16 protein-coding genes and 1 other annotated feature are annotated in these 18,263 nt (G+C 35.3%); of the genes, 6 read left to right on the forward strand and 10 right to left on the reverse strand.

The features are described from left to right. Positions 1-25 precede the first annotated feature (25 nt). A complete protein-coding gene (locus tag BTOYO_RS01300) occupies positions 26-388 on the forward strand; it encodes a cupin domain-containing protein (RefSeq protein WP_001224016.1) in 363 nt (120 codons plus the stop codon). Between the two features lie 6 nt (positions 389-394). Continuing rightward, on the forward strand, positions 395-1,177 hold the full coding sequence (gene lsrF, locus BTOYO_RS01305; protein ID WP_000219772.1) for a 3-hydroxy-5-phosphonooxypentane-2,4-dione thiolase: 783 nt from the start codon (positions 395-397) through the stop codon (positions 1,175-1,177). 122 nt (positions 1,178-1,299) lie between these two features. Here the strand turns inward: lsrF and BTOYO_RS01310 are convergent, their stop codons facing one another. The 6 genes from BTOYO_RS01310 to BTOYO_RS01335 form a co-directional block, all read right to left on the reverse strand. Further along, on the reverse strand, positions 1,300-1,803 hold the full coding sequence (locus BTOYO_RS01310) for a GNAT family N-acetyltransferase (RefSeq protein ID WP_000204930.1): 504 nt from the start codon (positions 1,801-1,803) through the stop codon (positions 1,300-1,302). 312 nt (positions 1,804-2,115) lie between these two features. Continuing rightward, positions 2,116-2,511: a VOC family protein gene (locus tag BTOYO_RS01315; protein ID WP_000773071.1), complete on the reverse strand. Its 396-nt coding sequence runs from the start codon at positions 2,509-2,511 to the stop codon at positions 2,116-2,118. 226 nt (positions 2,512-2,737) lie between these two features. Further along, a complete protein-coding gene (locus BTOYO_RS01320) occupies positions 2,738-3,445 on the reverse strand; it encodes a nucleotidyltransferase family protein (RefSeq protein ID WP_000572074.1) in 708 nt (235 codons plus the stop codon). Between the two features lie 69 nt (positions 3,446-3,514). Further along, positions 3,515-3,841, reverse strand: coding sequence for a heme-degrading monooxygenase HmoA (hmoA, locus tag BTOYO_RS01325; RefSeq protein WP_000469501.1), 327 nt, complete (start codon positions 3,839-3,841; stop codon positions 3,515-3,517). A gap of 97 nt (positions 3,842-3,938) precedes the next feature. Continuing rightward, the gene (locus BTOYO_RS01330) at positions 3,939-5,153 is read right to left on the reverse strand and encodes an MFS transporter (RefSeq protein WP_000843817.1); all 1,215 of its coding nucleotides are present in this window, start codon (positions 5,151-5,153) and stop codon (positions 3,939-3,941) included. A gap of 57 nt (positions 5,154-5,210) precedes the next feature. Continuing rightward, entirely contained in the window at positions 5,211-6,254 is a 1,044-nt protein-coding gene (locus BTOYO_RS01335; protein WP_000451626.1) for an ArsR/SmtB family transcription factor, read from the reverse strand. Positions 6,255-6,508: 254 nt separating this feature from the next. Between BTOYO_RS01335 and BTOYO_RS01340 the strand changes: the two genes are divergently transcribed. After that, on the forward strand, positions 6,509-6,844 hold the full coding sequence (locus BTOYO_RS01340; protein ID WP_000414475.1) for a hypothetical protein: 336 nt from the start codon (positions 6,509-6,511) through the stop codon (positions 6,842-6,844). A gap of 438 nt (positions 6,845-7,282) precedes the next feature. Here BTOYO_RS01340 and BTOYO_RS01345 read toward each other — a convergent pair whose 3' ends face one another. Beyond that, a complete protein-coding gene (locus BTOYO_RS01345) occupies positions 7,283-9,574 on the reverse strand; it encodes a glycoside hydrolase family 3 C-terminal domain-containing protein (protein ID WP_000817452.1) in 2,292 nt (763 codons plus the stop codon). Positions 9,575-9,710: 136 nt separating this feature from the next. Here BTOYO_RS01345 and BTOYO_RS01350 point away from each other — a divergent pair, with 136 nt between their 5' ends. Continuing rightward, positions 9,711-10,946 (forward strand): helix-turn-helix domain-containing protein, encoded by a 1,236-nt coding sequence (locus tag BTOYO_RS01350; protein WP_000995839.1) that lies wholly within the window; start codon positions 9,711-9,713, stop codon positions 10,944-10,946. A 212-nt stretch (positions 10,947-11,158) separates the two neighbouring features. Next, positions 11,159-12,352 carry a nucleoside transporter C-terminal domain-containing protein gene (locus BTOYO_RS01355; protein WP_000545491.1) on the forward strand — a complete coding sequence of 398 codons (1,194 nt, stop codon included), beginning with the start codon at positions 11,159-11,161 and terminating at the stop codon, positions 12,350-12,352. 80 nt (positions 12,353-12,432) lie between these two features. Here BTOYO_RS01355 and BTOYO_RS01360 read toward each other — a convergent pair whose 3' ends face one another. Then, positions 12,433-13,680: a glutamate-5-semialdehyde dehydrogenase gene (locus BTOYO_RS01360; protein ID WP_001006648.1), complete on the reverse strand. Its 1,248-nt coding sequence runs from the start codon at positions 13,678-13,680 to the stop codon at positions 12,433-12,435. A 105-nt stretch (positions 13,681-13,785) separates the two neighbouring features. Beyond that, a complete protein-coding gene (gene proB / locus BTOYO_RS01365) occupies positions 13,786-14,889 on the reverse strand; it encodes a glutamate 5-kinase (RefSeq protein WP_000744732.1) in 1,104 nt (367 codons plus the stop codon). A 143-nt stretch (positions 14,890-15,032) separates the two neighbouring features. Further along, positions 15,033-15,243 (reverse strand) — a binding site (T-box leader). Positions 15,244-15,583: 340 nt separating this feature from the next. Between proB and proC the strand changes: the two genes are divergently transcribed. After that, positions 15,584-16,402, forward strand: coding sequence for a pyrroline-5-carboxylate reductase (proC, locus tag BTOYO_RS01370; RefSeq protein ID WP_001041315.1), 819 nt, complete (start codon positions 15,584-15,586; stop codon positions 16,400-16,402). A gap of 214 nt (positions 16,403-16,616) precedes the next feature. Here proC and BTOYO_RS01375 read toward each other — a convergent pair whose 3' ends face one another. Continuing rightward, complete coding sequence (locus BTOYO_RS01375) at positions 16,617-18,257, reverse strand: M20/M25/M40 family metallo-hydrolase (protein ID WP_000049535.1); 1,641 nt, start codon at positions 18,255-18,257, stop codon at positions 16,617-16,619. Positions 18,258-18,263 lie beyond the last annotated feature (6 nt).

The following is an 18,263-nucleotide window of genomic DNA, read 5'->3' on the forward strand; positions in this document are numbered from 1 at the left end:
CACATTACATAAAGGAGTGAAATGTATGCGAAAAGCGAATGAAAATGATTTCTCCTATCGCTTCGGTGATAACGGGCCGAAATATTTAATACAAGGTCCAAATATTGATCTTGGCCTTGTTGTCATTCAGCCTGGGCAAGAGTTTCAAAATCATTACCATACAACATGCGAGGAAGTCTTTTATGCATTAGAAGGAGAAATAGACTTCTATGTAAATAATGAAAGAGTTCCAATTAAACAAGGTGATGTCTTACAAGTTCGTCCTCATGAATCTCATTATCTTATTAACCATTCTGACAAACCTTTTAAAGCTGTTTTTATAAAGTCACCACATTTACCAAATAAAGATACTGTACAAACAGAAAATCCAACTTTAACGAAGGAGTGATTTCGAATGACTTGGGGATTTAAAAATCGATTAAATACAATTTTACCTGATGGAAGAGCGGTTATGTTAGCGATCGACCATGGCTATTTTTTAGGACCGATTCACGGACTAGAACAACCATTAGAAACAGTTAAAAACTTACTTCCTTATACAGATTCCCTTTTTTTAACGCGAGGTGTACTTAGCTCTTGTATTCCTGAAAACTGCAGCACACCGATGGTTATGCGTGTATCTGGCGGAGCTACTGTCGTCGGTAAAGATTTAGCGAACGAAACTATTGTTACACCTGTGAAAGAAGCAGTAAAACAAAACGCAATTGGCGTCGGCGTTTCTGTCTTTGTTGGATCAGACTATGAAACACAAACGGTTTCAAATCTCGCAAACGTAGTTTCAGAAGCTCATGATTACGGATTACCAGTTCTCGGCATTACCGCGGTCGCAAAAGAACTACAAAAACGAGAGGCACGCTTCCTCGCACTCGCTTCCCGCGTATGTGTTGAAATGGGTGCTGACATTATTAAAACGTACTACTGCGAAGGATTCGAAAAAATAACGAGCACATGCCCTGCCCCAGTCGTCATCGCCGGTGGACCGAAACTAGATTCAATCGAAGACGCATTAAACATTACGTACAATGCACTGCAAGAAGGTGCAATTGGCGTAGATATGGGCCGAAACATATGGCAATCTGAACATCCAGCTGCAATGATTCAAGCAATACATGGTATTGTGAAGAACGGATTGAATGTGAAAGAGGCGCTGGAATTATATGATGATGTAAAAAACTAAGATAATAGATAGACTATTACACTTAAATATATACAAAATCAATATTTACTATAAGGAAAAGCCCATATCTAACATATGGGCTTTCTTTTACATTTTTAATTGTTCCGAATCTAATCCGATTTCTACAGATCGCGTACGTTCCAAACAATCTCACCTCGTTCACCAAACGTACTGTGATGCCGCTTAAATCCTATCTTTTCTAATACCCGGAAGGACGCCGTATTCCAAGCACCTACAGTTGACCAAAGTCTTTTGCGACCAGTAGCAATCGCAGCCTCCAGTACTGCTGATGCCGCCTCTGTCGCATAACCCATGCGATGAGCACTGCGGAACAACTCATATGCAATCTCCGGCTCTTCAAGCGTGGAACGACCGATAATTAAGCCACAGTATCCGATGAAATCGCCTTCGTCTCGTCTACGAATCGTGAGAAGGGATATGCCATTTTCGGTTGCTTTCTTGCGCTTCTCAATAAGATCGTTACGAACAGATTCAACGGTTGGCATTTCCACTCCACGTTCACCAATTAGTTCTCTAAGCCAGACTGCATCCGATTCCTCCCACATATTCAGGTCGAGTCGTTCCGTTCTTAGATGGAACGCCATATCTTTAAATACAGATGTCATAGTAGTAACCTCCTATTTATATCACTGTACTACTTATAATAGTTTTGTACTGTACCATATGGGAAACCTGCTTGATTCTCTAGATTTTTTGCATTAAGAAACATTATTGCTATTTTATGCATAAGCAATTCCTTTGCAAAATAGACTTTGTTATGAAACTTTATTTCAAATCTATAATATTTAGTTTAAGAGGAATACCCTCTAGTTTATAAACATTTTGATGTTCACTTATCATACAAATAAAATGCTCAAGCCCCTTTCCAAACTGGATAAGGGGCTATATTCACATCTTCAAAACAATTTCTCTTATTGCTATCGAACTTTCTTACCATCTTTATAGTCAAGGCACGATACTTCAATTAACAATCCATTAAACATTGTAAAATAAAAACCATAACTACTACCTCTCATCACATAAGGTGCCTTGTCTATTTCAATGCCCCCAGCTACTAAACGATTATATGATTTATCAACTTCATTTGTAGTTTCCACTAAAAAACCAATATGAAAAGCTTCTGGATACGTAACGTCCTTATTCCCCTTGAATGCTTTTGGATCACTTAATACAAGTATAAATCCACTCTCATCGCTCATCACTACAAGTGCCTTTCCTTTTTGCTCCAAAAATTGAAAATCAAAAAAAGTTTCAAAGAAATGTCTCGCTTCTAATAAATCATCAACACATAAATTCAAATGATTCAACTTCATTCACACATCTCCTTTTAAACAGGGGCTATACAGAAGTATATTGACCCATATTAATAACACCCGAATGTTTAAGGTTGTATTCAAGTGTTCATTTTTTAATAGTTTAATACTTTTTTCTATCGTCTAGAACGTTTTTTCAATGCAACTTTTAAGATACAGTGAATGAAATTATACGAACGATTCGAAACGGAATATCTATTTACCAATAAAATTTAACAATCGTATTCTATTGTTTATTCTCCAAATGAATTAAAATCCACTCAATCAAGAAAACTGCTGAAGAGATTCGCTCTGTCGTGTCACCTAAAAACAGTTTATTTATAAAATCTTCAAAGTGAGTTGGTACTTTGGATAATGTTTCAATATACTTCAAAACAGATCCAGCTGAAGGTACTGGCTTGTTATTAATAGCCCATATTCCCTCTAACAATGTCCAAGTTGATGTTTGAACTATATATGATGCTTTTAACTCATCTTTTGCTTTCAGAGCAGTCTTAATTTTAATTAGCGAACTATGTAACCAATGAGAAATGCCCTTTACTTTATCACTAGCAACTCGATAGTTTTCAAATTTTTGTTTTGCTATTGCCTTTAATTCTTTCAATTCACCGCTTTTATCAAACAAAATTTTCCCTTCTAAAAATGAATATAGTTCCATCTGATTATTTTTAAAGTTTACTTGTATTTGATTAAAATCAGCATACTTATATTCAACTAAAATATCTTCTCTCATTTCAGAATAAAATCGCTTCTTTTGTCCGTCTTCTAAAAGAATATATAAGTCTAAATCCGAATCAGGATATGCATCACCTCTTGCGACAGAACCGATGAGCATAAATCCGGTTACTTTTTCTATAGATAAACATTCGTTTAAAATTATTTCCACTATTTCTTTATGTTTTTCATATGTAATAAATGAAAGGTTTTCTATCACTTACATCCCTCCAGTACTAAAAAAGAGGATACATGTTAATTTCTACAACATGTATCCTCTGCTTATATTTTACGACTGCTGATAAGCCGCTTTCGATGATTTCACATAATAAACACCGTGTTCAACGTTAATGATATGATCTGGTTTTGGTTTACCACGGCCCGCTCTATGTCCAGCTAAATGTTCTTCACTCGTTTCCCAGTTTTTCCATGCCTCTTCAGATTCCCAGCGAATCATAACGACAACTTCTTCATCGCCGCGTCTTACTTTTTTCACAAGAACACTTAAGTCAATGAAGCCTTCAAATTTTTCAATTATACCTTCTCCAGTGAAACGTTCTACAACTATATTTGATGTACCTTCTTTTACAGTAAATGTTTTCGTTTCGATAAACATATATCCCACTCCCTCTTTGTAATTCGAATACTAGTATTCTTCTATTATAGTTGATTATGATAATTATTTTCAATTATAAAGTTTTAAATCTTTTGAATTATGCTGTTTTCTCTTCAACTGCCTCATCTAAAAATTTAAAATATGGGAGTAATATTCCTATTAAAGAAGTGACACATATAATCGCACCGATGATAAGGTATAGCGCTCTAACTCCCCACATTTCACTTAGTATGCCTCCTACTAACACACCTAACGGCATAGCGGATCGTATGAAAAATAGTCGAACTGAAAATACTTTTCCTATCATATTGTTCGGGACAGTTTGTTGGCATATTGTTGTGTTATGAACATTGAAAAATGCGATGCAAACACCTGCAATCACTTCAGTTATTACCGCAATTATTATACTATGATTGAACCCTAGAGAACTGTATGTGAGCCCTCCTATAAACAATCCACCAAGCATAAGTATACGCCGGCTTTTATATGTTACTTTTCCGACTAGTATAGATCCAACTACATAGCCAAGCGGGAAACCAGCCATAAAATAACCAAACTCCGCATATCCTGCGGACAACTCGTCTTTTATATAAGGAAGATTTGTAACCATCGTTACCCCTACTCCAAACTGTACGAAAGTAAGAAATACACCGAGCCAAACGATGATTGGTTTTGTGAAAAAGTATGTAAAACCGTGAAGAAACTGTTCTAGCCACGTTTTTCTCAATTCTTGTTTTACTCTTTTTTCTTTTATGAAAAGTAACAATCCCCCACTAATGAATAGACAAACACAAACGAACAACATTGTTAATTTGATTCCAATGAATGTAATAACGATACCACCTAATAGTGGCGCAAGAAACATCATAAGACGAGTCATTCCATCAATATACGCATTTGCATCTTGAAGTTGTTCTTTACTTACAATGCTCGGTGTAATTGCTTGACTTGCAGGTGTATAAAGCGGTGTAATGAGCCCAATTATAATTTGAACGACATACACGTGCCAAGCTTCTATATTACTAGTAACTACCATGACTAAAGGTAGTAAGAAAACAGATGCCCGCATCCATTGCGAAAAAATCATAATCCACTTTCGGCTCCATTTATCAATAAATGGTCCGCTTATTAGTTGCAGTATGAGAGATGGGATAAAATATAATAACCACATACTACTTAATGCTGTTTTTGATCCCGTTAACTCATAAACAAGAATTGAATTACACAACGTCCCGAAAGCTCCGCCTAATTCCGAAATTGCGCTACCAATCCACATAAAAAAGAATGAACGATTTTTCAATACACTCTTCACTATAGCTCACCAACTTTTCTATTTAATTCCTCCCTTTATGTACATTCTCGTTGTATATTATCTATTTAAAAATACATCTAATTCTTTCGCTAACGACTGCACTGCTTTTTTTCTCAATACATATTTTCCGTCATGTATATCAACTAACTTAGCCGAACGTAATAATTTTAAATGATGATGCACTGTCGATTTACCAAGTTGCAGTCTTTCCGTAATTTCCTGCAATGTACGTTCTTTTTCAAACAACATTTTTACAATTCGTAATCTCGCTTCATCCCCAAGTGCTTTATGTTTTTGAACTAAAAAATAATTCGGCTCATACGGATCTTCTGGATGTATACTTTCATTTGCGACAGGATAATGAAACACTTTCGTATCTTCAATATCAGCTTCTATATTCCACGGCCTGTACGTCAGTTGCGGGATAAGAAGTACGTAATGAACACTTGGCTCTGGCATATAGTTAACGCCACCAGTCGCCCACTCGACAAACTCTTCCGGTTTCATCTTTTTATTCATTTCATTCTTTGCTTCATAGTCTCGCTCTAATATAGAAAGTAATTGCTCTTCCTCTTTTTTAATAACACTCTCATACCATCCTGTCATAACAGCGATAAAATGGTCCTTTAGTTCTTGTATATCACTATTACATATAAAGCTAATATACGTAGAGAAAAACTGATGATCCTGTGTCAGTTCCTTTAATTTTTGTATTGCAGTTACGTCTCCATTTCCTGCTAAACGTCTTTTTTCTTCATACTTCTCTCCTATAAAGGGTAAACATATATACTTTAAATCTTCTTCTGAAAGCGAATCGATATTCGCAATAAACTGTGATAGATTTTGAAAATCACCTTCATACAACAACTGAAGCAGCGCTTTCCACGTATTATGCTCTTCTACAAACTGTAAGTGCTCCCTCATTTCTTCTGTTAATGATTGTCTAATTTCTTCCCATTCGCTTTGGGATTTTTCAAGTGTGTCTATTAACCTTTTATGAGTAATTGCCGCAATGCCAAGTGCACATTCGAAAAGTATCGAATACTTCATTTGAATATGGTACGTTTCCCTCTTTCTACTCGTTACATGAAAGACTTCCATTTGATCCCCTCCTTATTTGCTATATATTTGATTCTACAATTATCGAATAATACCTTCTATATTTTTAGAATTATATTACAATTACCGAAAACTAAAGACTATGATAATCTTTTTAATCCTTACTCCATTAAAACGCCGATTGTTAAATACCTTATTAATAATGGAGGTTCTTTTTTAGCTCTTTTATACGTTGCAGTTCATATTCTTGTTCTACTATAGGGCAGGCATATTGAAGAGAAAGGAGAATGTATTACATGGAGAAAAATAATGTAGGAAGCGTATGTTTATTTTTGCAATTACTAAAGTTAAGAGTACAAAAGATGTTTATTAAAAAAGAATTAAAAAAGTATACTTGGCAACAAACAGTAAAGCGAACGCTTCAAGTACATGATGCCTTACAATCTTCATTAACATCTCTTCAAGAAGCAGAACTGGATCAACCGATTCCTTCTCTACCTGTTTGGCAACAATATATGAATATCCTTTTGCACGATGCTTATCATACAGGACAAATTATACAACTTCGGAAACTCCAAGGTTCATGGCCAACTCATCGTTCTTATTTATATATAATGATTAAAATTGCTTAAGTTTAACATGCCACCAAACAATTGAACGCAGTTAACTGTTACATCAATTTCTCTCCCGTAATTACTACTATTACCCAAGATAAAGTAATAAGAAAAATAGCATCGTAACAGAGGTAGTCTAGATACGAACCGAAAGAAGTGAAAACGTTAGGTTTTATAAAATTACTTTTATTGCTACAGATAATAAGTGGGAATCTACCGAAGGACCTTTTTATATCAATGTCCCACATTACAAAGAACTAAATGGGCCTGCTGTAGATAATGGACAATTATTTGATTTTACATTATCTGAATAAATTCAAAAAAAAGCAATATGAGATGCTAGCTCTCATTTGCTTTTTTGTAAATCTATGTTTATTAATAATATAAAATATTAGCCCAAACCAATCGGGTATTTCCAGACCGTAATCCCCCATCTAACTTCTTCACATGCGCCGCTTATTGATTCATTTGCGCATCCTTCAATAGCTCAATTATTTCACTTAACATTTCTTCTGTAAATGCGCCTGCACTAAAGTTTACTAACGCTCGTAACGGCATGTAATTTAGCATAGCATCCATCATTTCAGAGGCATCACTATCCCCTTCAGCCATACTTGCAAACGGGCTGTCTTTTAATGCTTTTTCCATAAGCTCTTTTGCAATTGGTGCTAACATTCGGTCCGCAAATATGTCCCCTAGTAACGTATTCCGATGCACTGTTTTTTTAATTATAGTCGTTGATTGAACGAATATGTTATCTTGTAAAACAATCTCTCTTGAAGACTTTCCTACTAAAATTTCGAATTCACCTGTTTCAACATGCCAGTCCTTCATTTCAACATTATAATAAGCAAATGACCTGTTATTTAAAGTAAAACTAACCGTTTTTTCTTCTCCCGGTTGCAACTCTATTTTTTCAAATCCTTTTAATTCTTTTTCAGGACGAATCATACTACTTTCAACATCTTTTATATACAGCTGAACAATTTCTCTCCCAGCTATACTACCAGCATTTTTCACGTTTACAAGAACAGAAACAGTATCCGTATCTTTTATCTCGTTTTTACTTATTGAAAGTTTACTATACTCAAAGTTTGTATAACTTAACCCAAAGCCAAATGGGAACAATGGTTCAATATTTTTTGCATCATAATAACGGTATCCAACGAACACGCCTTCTTTATATTCTACTTTATCACCTTCACCCGGGAAGTTTAAGTAAGAAGGATTATCGCTTAAAACTTCCGGGAATGTTTCTGCTAGCTTCCCACTTGGATTCGCATCACCAAATAATAAATCAGCAATTGCTCCGCCTAATGCTTGGCCACCTAAATAGCCTTCAAGTATTCCTTTTACTTTACCTATCCATGGCATTTCAATTGGCGCACCATTACTTAAAACTACAACGATATTACTTTGAACTTCAGCAATAGCCTCAATTAATTGCACGTGATTTTCTGGCATTTGTAAATGTTTTCGATCAAAGCCTTCTGATTCATAACGATCTGGAAGCCCAACGAAAAGGACAGCTGTATCTGCGCTCTCAGCTATTTTTTTTGCTTCATTAATCAAGTTTTCATCTACGTCATCGCTTGCAAGATCATAACCTTGTGCAAATAAAATGTTCGTTTTTTCACCTGATACCATTTCAAGTTCTTCAAAAATACTTGCAAGCTTTGTTGGATTAATATGAGAGCTTCCGCCGCCTTGATAACGTGGTTGCTTTGCAAATTCTCCAATTACCGCTACCGTCCCCTCTTTTTTTAGCGGAAGAATGGAATCTTCATTTTGTAACATAACCATACTTTCACTTGCAACTTCCCTTGCAAGCTGATGATGCATGTCCTTACTATACGTAGCGTTTTCTAATTGATTATCATAAGCTTTAAAAATAATGTAAAGAAGACGCTCAACTGCTTGATCAAGCTTTTCTACACTTAGCTCACCACAATGAATTGCATCAATAATTTTCTTCTCACCAATTCCAAAGCTTGAAGGCATTTCTAACTCTAAACCGTTCGCTAAACTTGCAACACGTTCATTTACTGCGCCCCAATCAGATACGACAAAGCCTTCAAATCCCCATTCATCTTTTAAAATATCATGTAACAAATAGTTATTTTCCGAAGCGTATTCACCATTTACTTTATTGTAAGCACTCATTACTGTCCAAGGCTGTGCTTCCTTAATAACATCTTCAAAGCTTGCAAGGTAAATTTCACGTAAAGTTCTTTCATCAACAATTGCATCTACAGACATTCTGCGATGCTCTTGATTATTAGCTGCGAAATGCTTTAATGACGTTCCAATGCCTTGACTTTGGACGCCTTTAACATGATTTATAGCCATTTGCGATGATAAATACGGGTCCTCTGAAAAATATTCAAAATTTCTTCCGCATAGCGGTGAACGTTTAATATTTGCACCTGGTCCAAGGAGAACACCTACATGTTCAGCCTGACATTCTTCTCCTAATGCAACTCCTACTTCATGTATTAAGTCTTTATTCCATGTACTTGCTAACCCTACTGCTGAAGGGAAACAAGTCGATGGAATACTGTTATAAATCCCTAAGTGATCTGCTCCCTCTGCCTGTTTTCTTAGACCATGTGGTCCATCAGTTACCATAATTGATGGAATCCCTAATCGTTCAATCCCTTTTGTATTCCAAAAGTCTAATCCAGAACATAGACTTGCCTTTTCTTCTAGCGTCATTTCAGAAATGATTTTCTTAATATCTCTTTTCATGATAGCCCTCCTAAAAAACATATAAGTAAACGCTTTCTTAATGATATTATAGTTATTATCTTTCAGATATTATGGTATATTTTTTAGACTACTTGTAAAAATTTTAGCTGTTTTTTAAAGAATAGAGGTTAAAATAATGAATTGCTCCAAACGAGAAGATCTATATTATATTTGTAAGCTAGTCTTTGATCTACATAAAACACCTATCTATTTTCTTACTAACAAAGGAGATTTAGTATTTGAAATCTCGTCCAATATTCTGCATAACCCTATGTATTCTTCCAAAGAGGCAATACTGAATGAACTATATAAGGAACAGCCTTCCTATACTTTTCCGTCACTAGTAGAGACCGCCTTTCTCGAAAACTTTTTCGCAATTCATCTGCGTTTGAACGACCAAATTAGTGGGAATATAATTGTTGGACCAGTCCTTTATTCCAGGCTATCAGAAACATCAATTAATGGCATTGTTAATGATCTTCAACTAAAAATAAACAAAGAAGAAATGATTCGATATTATCGTTCTCTACCCGTATTAAATAATATGAGTTTTTTAAATGTAAGTTTAGTGCTTTATTACATGCTATATCAGAAACAGTTGGACATAGCTGATATACTGCAGAAAAACATGCTAATAAAAAAGGCGGAATTCGAAATTGAACAGCCTGATGTACATATATCAGAGCAACGACAAAGTACATTAACTCATATCGATCCACTAGCCGAGAGGAAAATATTTGAATGTATTAAGCAAGGGAAAAAGGAGGAGTTAATTAAAAATCTAAGGAGATTACCTGAATCAGGAGAACTTGGGGTGTTATCAAAGACAAGTCACCTGCGAAGCCAAAAGAATTCTGCCATTGCAGCTATTACACTTGCAACTAGATCTGCTATTGAAGGTGGAGTTTTCCCTGAAATCGCATATACTATTAGTGATTTATTTATACAAAAACTCGAAGAAATACATAAAAATGAAGCAATTCCCCCTTTTTTAGAGAATGCGTTACTTGAGTTTGCAGAACGTGTCAAAAATAGTACAGTGCAGCAACATTCAAAACATATAAACGTATGTCAGAATTATATATTCACTCATCTTTATGGTGATATTACACTAAATATCCTTGCAGAAATAGTCACATTAAACCCTAGTTATTTATCTTCCCTTTTCAAAAAAGAAGTTGGAATTTCTTTAAATGAATATATTCAGCGTGCGAAAGTCGATGAGTCAAAAAAGTTAATGACATATACGAGACATTCTATATCCGAAATTTCTACAGTACTAAATTTTCACGACCAAAGTCATTTTACAAAGGTATTTAAAAAACATACTGGTATTTCGCCTAAACAATTTAAAAATGGATGCAGTTATTAGTTATCCTCCGTTCCGTCAATAGATTTAATTTGTTGCTTTACATTCCTAATACATATACTTTATAAAGCGAAAACATTAATTGTTAGTACATTAATTGAAATAGATGAATGCTAAACATAATTCACATTCTTCATAACTCCTGATTATAATCCAAATTTGGAAGAATAGAGGCTTTTTTATATACAAATAATAAGCCTCAAGGAGTTGTTGACATGCATTTCATATTAAATATGTTAGGGATTTTTGTTGTAATATTAATCGTCTTCCTTTGTTCGCCTAATAAAAGAAAAATAAAATGGAGACCAATCGTTATTCTAATCATATTGGAGCTTTTTATTACGTGGTTTATGTTAGGCACCAAATTGGGCAGTATTATTATTAATAAAATTGCGTCATTTTTCAGTTGGCTACTATCGTGCGCGAATGAAGGTATTCGTTTTGCATTTCCTTCAGCTATGGAAAATCAAACAGTTGATTTCTTCTTTAGTGCCTTACTTCCTATCATTTTTGTTATCACTTTTTTTGATATCCTTTCCTACTTTGGAGTCTTAACTTGGATCATTGATAAAGTTGGTGCACTTATTTCTAAGATTTCTCGTTTACCAAAGTTAGAAAGTTTCTTTTCCATTCAAATGATGTTTTTAGGAAATACGGAAGCACTTGCGGTTGTTCGTGATCAATTATCTGTTTTAAAAGAAAATCGTTTGTTGACTTTTGGAATTATGAGTATGAGTAGTGTCAGCGGATCCATTCTTGGTGCTTATCTATCAATGGTTCCAGCAACATATATTTTCAGCGCTATTCCTTTAAACTGTATTAACGCATTAATTTTAGCTAATGTTTTAAATCCTATTGAAGTTACGAAAGAAGAAGATGTTGTTTATAAACCTTCAAAAAATGAAAAAAAAGATTTCTTTTCTACTATTTCAAACAGTATGTTAGTCGGAATGAATATGGTAATCGTTATTTTAGCTATGGTAATTGGATATGTAGCTTTAACAGCATGTTTAAATGGTATTTTAAGCTTTTTTGTAGCAGGTTTAACAATTCAAAAAATCTTCTCCATTATCTTTAGCCCCTTTGCTTTTTTACTCGGTTTAACAGGTAAAGATGCTATGTATGTAGCTGAATTAATGGGAATCAAAATCACAACGAATGAATTTGTTGCCATGATGGATTTAAAATCAAACTTAAAGTCTTTACAACCGCATACGATTGCTGTTGCAACTACATTTCTAGCCTCTTTTGCTAACTTTAGTACAGTAGGTATGATATACGGAACTTACAATTCATTATTTGGCGGAGAAAAATCATCAATAATCGGTAAAAATGTTTGGAAGCTTCTTGTTAGCGGAATGGCTGTTTCCTTGTTAAGCGCTATGCTCGTGGGGCTTTTTGTGTGGTAAATCAATACTTATAATAACGAAAGACACCTAAATGAAATTGGGTGTCTTTCGTTATTATTTCACTTTTTCCTTTATAATTTTTATCCCCGAATCTGTCCATTCCCACGAATCACATATTTTGTAGAAGTTAATGCAGGAAGTCCCATTGGTCCCCTTACGTGTAGCTTTTGCGTACTGATGCCAATTTCTGCGCCAAATCCGAATTCAGATCCATCCGTAAAACGAGTCGATGCATTATGATAAAGTGCTGCGGCATCAACGGATGTGAAAAACTTGCTGACGTTTTCCTCGTTCTCTGTAATAATCGCTTCGGAATGCATAGATCCATACGTATTTATGTGATGAATCGCTTCTTCTACTGTAGAAAGGACTTTAACTGCTAGCGTGAGAGATAAAAACTCAGTTTCCCAATCCTCTTCTGAAGCTAATGCAATAGAAGAATCAATTGCCAATGCTTTCTTATCACCACGTAGCTCCACGCCTCTTTCCTTCAATAAAGAAAACAGTTCGCTACCAAATTGCTGCGCCCACTTTTCATGAAGTATAATCGTTTCAATTGCATTACATACAGATGGACGCTGCGTTTTTGCATTTATAATAATATTAAATGCCATTTGTTTATCCGCTGTTTCATCAATGAAAATATGACAATTTCCCGCACCTGTTTCAAGTACTGGAACAGACGCTTCTCTTACTACAGTATCGATTAATTGCTTGCCACCTCTTGGGATAAGAACATCCAAGTAGTCATTTAATGTAAATAACTGCTTCGCGCTATCTCGCGTCGTATCTTCTATGAGCTGTACACTTTCTTGAGGCAAGCTCGTTTGTTTGAGCGCTCGGTGAATTACAGCAACGATCGCTTTATTAGAATGGATAGCGGAAGAACTACCACGCAATATGACTGCATTTCCTGTTTTCAAACAAATTGTAGCAGCATCTACTGTCACATTCGGCCTTGCCTCGTAAATCATCCCGACAACACCAAGTGGTACTCGCATCTCCTGAATAGATAGTCCATTTGGTCTTTCCCATGCACTTACACATTCCCCAACAGGATCACGTAAATCAATTAGCTGCTTAATTCCCTCAGTCATATCAATGATACGTTGTTCATTCAGCATAAGACGATCAAGGAGTGACTCAGAAAATCCTTTTGCCTTACCTTCTTCAATATCCCGTTTGTTTTCCTCTACAATATAAGCTGTTTCTACTATCAACTGATCAGCAATTGCGGTAAGTGCTTCATTTTTTTGATTTGTAGATGTAAGCACAAGTTCTCTAGCAACCTCTTTCGCTTTTTTCCCCTTTGCCAACACTTCATTCATTTTTATTTCCTCCTTTTTAAAGGTTAATCAGTATATTATTTGAGAACCATTTAACACGAGTATCTAAAACTTACCTGCCCATTCAAATTTGCGTGCTCTCTTTTCTTAAAATGAAACCCAATGATCTCTATGGATGACTTCATAATTATGCCTTTCGCCTCTTGCTTGAATATCTTGGCTTTTCATACCTTTTAAATTCCTTAGTTCCTCCGCGCTATATGTGCATTGTCCTTTTCCTATTACGCGCCCTTGTTGCGTAATTACTTCCACGACTTCACCCACTTGGAAAAATCCTGACACATTTGTAACACCAGCAGGAAGAAGGCTCTTTCCATGTTGAATGATAGCAGTAGCTGCCCCGGCATCTACTTCAATTTGACCGCTAACAAGCGAATGCAAGGCGATCCATTGCTTGTTCATTTTAATTACTTTTTGAGGAGCATTACCGATATACGTTCCATCACCTTTGCCCTTCAAAACATCTAAAAACTTTTCCTGTCCACGTCCTGTTCCGATAAATACACTCACTCCAAGAGATAGTGCCGTCTTTGCAGCATCGATTTTTGATTTCATACCGCCAGTTCCAAGTTTTGAACCAGCATCTCCAGCAAGAGAAGCGATTTCTTCCGTAACTTCAGGAAGAAAATAATATTTTTTCGCATCCGTATTTTTTTGAGGATTTTTGTCATATAAACCGTTCACATCCGTAAAAATCATAAGCATATCTGCCGACACAAGTCCGCTTACTAAAGCTGACAGCATATCATTATCACCGAACGTCAGCTCCTCTAAAGAAATGGAATCATTTTCATTGATGATAGGAAGAGCGGAACGGTTTAGTAGCTCTCCTAAAGTAGCGTACGCGTTACTGTATTGTTCTTTTCTAGAAAAATCACTTCTCGTTAATAAAAGTTGTGCAGTAACAATATCATATTTACGGAACTCCTCTGTGTACGCCTGCATTAATAAACTTTGTCCGACAGCTGCTGCAGCCTGTTTCCCTTTAGTTGTCACTGGTCTGCTAGGATACCCAAGAGCAGAAAAACCTGCTGCGACGGCTCCAGATGTAATTAACAAAACTTCATGCCCTTCCTGTTTCAGTCGTGCCAATGCGGCAACGTGATCTGAAAGTTGTTCTTTAGAAATGCCTCCATGACTATCTGCCAAGGAACTACTCCCTATCTTTACAACAATTCGTTGTTTTTTCACTTTTGTAACCCCCAAGTCTAAAATCAAAGTTTTTATACATTACACTTCTATTCATTCAGTTTGCAGCTATATTTATTCTCATCCATGCTGCCCTGTAGTATGAAAGAGCAAAATAAAAATGACCGCTTCGCCCTTAATAAAATAATAAGGACGAAACGGTCATTGTTCCGCGGTACCACCTTGATTGATATACATAGATATCCACTTGACGCCTATAACGCAGGCGAACGCCTAAACTTTCATTTAAGACTCAGGGATAGGTTCGATACATTCTATACGAGGAATCTTTCAGCCGGTGAATTCCACTCTCTTTCGTAAGAAGACATATGTACTAATTCCCTTCAACGATTTTCGATCTAATTTTTTTATATTATGCGATATAGTTCGATTCGGTGTCAAGAGGTATTTTTAAAAATAAATAGAGCCGCAAGTTACTGTTATGAAATTATCGCCCTACTGAATGAAAATAAAAATTGATATAAGTTTAACTCATATTCATAAGCATAAAACCTTAAATTATAGTGTATATATTTACATAATGTCGAATATAGTTAATTTTTATCTTTTAGTGTTGCAAAAAGGAATATATTCTCTTAGAATGTTTCTTTATATTGCACAGGGATGTTATTCTTATTCTAAGATAATAATATCAAACCGATATAATTTATTATAAAAGGAGCAAGATCGAGTTATTATGAACAAACAAATTGGATTCATCGGATGCGGAAATATGGGGATGGCTATAATTGGCGGTATGATAAACAATAATATAGTATCTTCAAATAAAATCATGTGTTCAGATTTGAACACTATGAATTTAAAAAATGCTAGTGAAAAATACGGGATAACTACAACTACTGACAACAATGAAGTAGCTAAAAAGGCTGATATTTTAATTTTATCAATAAAACCAGACTTATACTCCTCCGTAATTAATGAAATAAAAGAAGTGATTAAAAACGACGTTATCGTCGTAACAATCGCTGCGGGGAAAAGCATTAATAGTACTGAAGATGCCTTTGATAAAAAATTAAAGGTTGTGAGAGTAATGCCTAATACTCCTGCTCTTGTTGGAGAAGGAATGTCTGCTTTATGCCCTAACGAAATGGTTACAGAAAAAGATTTAGAAGATGTACTAAACATTTTCAATAGTTTTGGTCAAACAGAGATCGTAAGCGAAAAATTAATGGATGTTGTAACATCTGTAAGTGGTTCTTCGCCAGCATACGTATATATGATTATAGAAGCGATGGCAGATGCTGCTGTACTAGATGGTATGCCAAGAAATCAAGCATATAAATTCGCAGCTCAAGCTGTGTTAGGTTCTGCAAAAATGGTATTGGAAACAGGAATACATCCAGGTGCATTGAAAGATATGGTTTGTTCCCCAGGCGGAACGACAATAGAGGCTGTAGCAACATTAGAAGAAAAAGGCTTGCGAACAGCCATCATTTCAGCTATGCAACGTTGCACGCAAAAGTCTATTGAATTATCTAATCAAACTAAAAAGTAAACACTAATTACAAACTGTTTTTGACTATATACACATGTAGTTTACATACCCCTATTTTCGCCAAAAGATAAACGGACAAATTCATAAATGATTGAGTTTGCCCGTTTTGTTTTTATTATATTAAAATAATTATATTCAAATCCTCTTTTTGGCTTCTATTTCTATACCTTCTGAATGTTATGTTTTCCATTCATTCACTTTTATACACACCTAACTATGACTGAGTAATTTTATTAGATACAAGTAATTTTTCAATACATATCGGTAACATATCGAATAGCGTTTCAAATGCGTAATTTACGTCTAGACGCTCTGTCCATTGATGTGCATCTTTTCCTACCGGCCCCATATTTAATACTGGAACGTCAAACTCTTCTAATTCCTGAAGTGGAATTGAATAGCCTTTATCCCATAATGGCATATTGTCTACAAGAGAACTCATTGAATCCAATGGGTTCTGTAAGCCCACATAGCTTAAATCTGAAATTCCTCCAAAATAATTTTGATTTTCAAATGTAATGCTATGATTGTATTGGGCATACTTTTCCATTTCTACAACTACCTCTTTAATGAAAGGATTGTCGCGTGAACTCACAGCTGGATAGTACGGCGGAGCGAAGAAAAGTACAATCATCGGCGCTTTTTCTTTACATAATATAGCTAATTTATCAACTAAATCGATTGTTACTGCACGATCATCTTTATCTTCTCTATTTTTTATAATATTAGATTGAATATCATTTATTGTCTCTTTTCCATGTTGTTCAATTGCATACGCGATAAGCTCTTCATACGTTAATACATTTACTTTAAGATTAGGAGGTATGAACGGATTATATTTAGAAAAACGATATGCTTGCTTCTCGTAAGACTCTTCGATTTTCTCTGCTACTTTCGTTACTTTTTGACGCAGCAACGAAACGACATCTGTCATCGATTTTTCTAGTAAAAACAAATTAAATAGTGTGACTGCACGATGCGGAATTTGTACAGAATAGTCCTCTTTTAAGTCTCTTTGAAGCAAGTTAGTTGGTGGAGGACTCGCTTCACCATCTACAATATCACAAAGGTCCGTATTCAACTCTAATTCTGCTGTTAATAATGCAGCCATATAACTCCCATTTAAGCCTGCAAAAGGTTCACCTACATGTGTCTCTTTTCCATAGCAAAGGAAACCAGGTAACACCTTCCCAATAGAACCAGTATAAATATACTTATTTTGGTCCCCAGGATGCCTTGAAAACATAGGCTCTGAATTTAGAACCGTTTTAAATTCTAAATCATGTTCTCTTGCTAAATCTAATAATCTCGGAACAGCTGCTCTCATCCCTACGGAGTTCACTTCTTCATCTGGAACAGCTAATAAAAGAACATTCCCATCAAATCTTCCTTCACAAGCTTGCTCAACCATTGCCATTTGTAAAGCTAGACCACATTTCATATCCATTGTCCCTCTACCAAATAGCCAATCTCCCTGTTCTATATCTTCACGTACATGATCTGGTAGTTCATCTTTATGAGAGTAAAACATAGATGTTAACTTTTTAGGATGAAATGCATCTTCTTTCCACACTCCATAATCTTGTACATCTACAACATCAAAATGACTAACAAGAATTACAGTATTTTTCGTACTATCACTTTTCTTTACTAGGGCGGTAACAAAATATCGTCCATCCCCCGTCGGATTTTTTTGCAAATGATGCGGATTTTGTTTGAAATACTGTAAGTCAGATAATTGTTCTACAACAAAGTCTGGTAATATAACTTCAGCTTCTGAACCTGTAATACTAGGAATTTCAACAAGATTGCTTAATAACTGAATCAATTGTTCTTTTGATTGCCACTTTGACATAGTAAC

Origin of the sequence: Bacillus toyonensis BCT-7112, assembly GCF_000496285.1 — a bacterium.
In the GTDB taxonomy this organism is placed as follows: Bacteria; Bacillota; Bacilli; order Bacillales; family Bacillaceae_G; genus Bacillus_A; species Bacillus_A toyonensis.

What these genes read in the sequence shown, in the direction of transcription:
- BTOYO_RS01350 (WP_000995839.1), top strand. Translation starts at nt 9,711, where the DNA reads ATGAATTGCTCCAAACGAGAAGATCTATATTATATTTGTAAGCTAGTC.
- hmoA (WP_000469501.1), bottom strand. Translation starts at nt 3,841, where the DNA reads ATGTTTATCGAAACGAAAACATTTACTGTAAAAGAAGGTACATCAAAT.
- BTOYO_RS01335 (WP_000451626.1), bottom strand. Translation starts at nt 6,254, where the DNA reads ATGGAAGTCTTTCATGTAACGAGTAGAAAGAGGGAAACGTACCATATT.
- BTOYO_RS01310 (WP_000204930.1), bottom strand. Translation starts at nt 1,803, where the DNA reads ATGACATCTGTATTTAAAGATATGGCGTTCCATCTAAGAACGGAACGA.
- BTOYO_RS01375 (WP_000049535.1), bottom strand. Translation starts at nt 18,257, where the DNA reads ATGTCAAAGTGGCAATCAAAAGAACAATTGATTCAGTTATTAAGCAAT.
- BTOYO_RS01355 (WP_000545491.1), top strand. Translation starts at nt 11,159, where the DNA reads ATGCATTTCATATTAAATATGTTAGGGATTTTTGTTGTAATATTAATC.
- BTOYO_RS01360 (WP_001006648.1), bottom strand. Translation starts at nt 13,680, where the DNA reads ATGAATGAAGTGTTGGCAAAGGGGAAAAAAGCGAAAGAGGTTGCTAGA.
- BTOYO_RS01300 (WP_001224016.1), top strand. Translation starts at nt 26, where the DNA reads ATGCGAAAAGCGAATGAAAATGATTTCTCCTATCGCTTCGGTGATAAC.
- BTOYO_RS01340 (WP_000414475.1), top strand. Translation starts at nt 6,509, where the DNA reads ATGGAGAAAAATAATGTAGGAAGCGTATGTTTATTTTTGCAATTACTA.
- BTOYO_RS01315 (WP_000773071.1), bottom strand. Translation starts at nt 2,511, where the DNA reads ATGAAGTTGAATCATTTGAATTTATGTGTTGATGATTTATTAGAAGCG.
- proC (WP_001041315.1), top strand. Translation starts at nt 15,584, where the DNA reads ATGAACAAACAAATTGGATTCATCGGATGCGGAAATATGGGGATGGCT.
- BTOYO_RS01345 (WP_000817452.1), bottom strand. Translation starts at nt 9,574, where the DNA reads ATGAAAAGAGATATTAAGAAAATCATTTCTGAAATGACGCTAGAAGAA.
- lsrF (WP_000219772.1), top strand. Translation starts at nt 395, where the DNA reads ATGACTTGGGGATTTAAAAATCGATTAAATACAATTTTACCTGATGGA.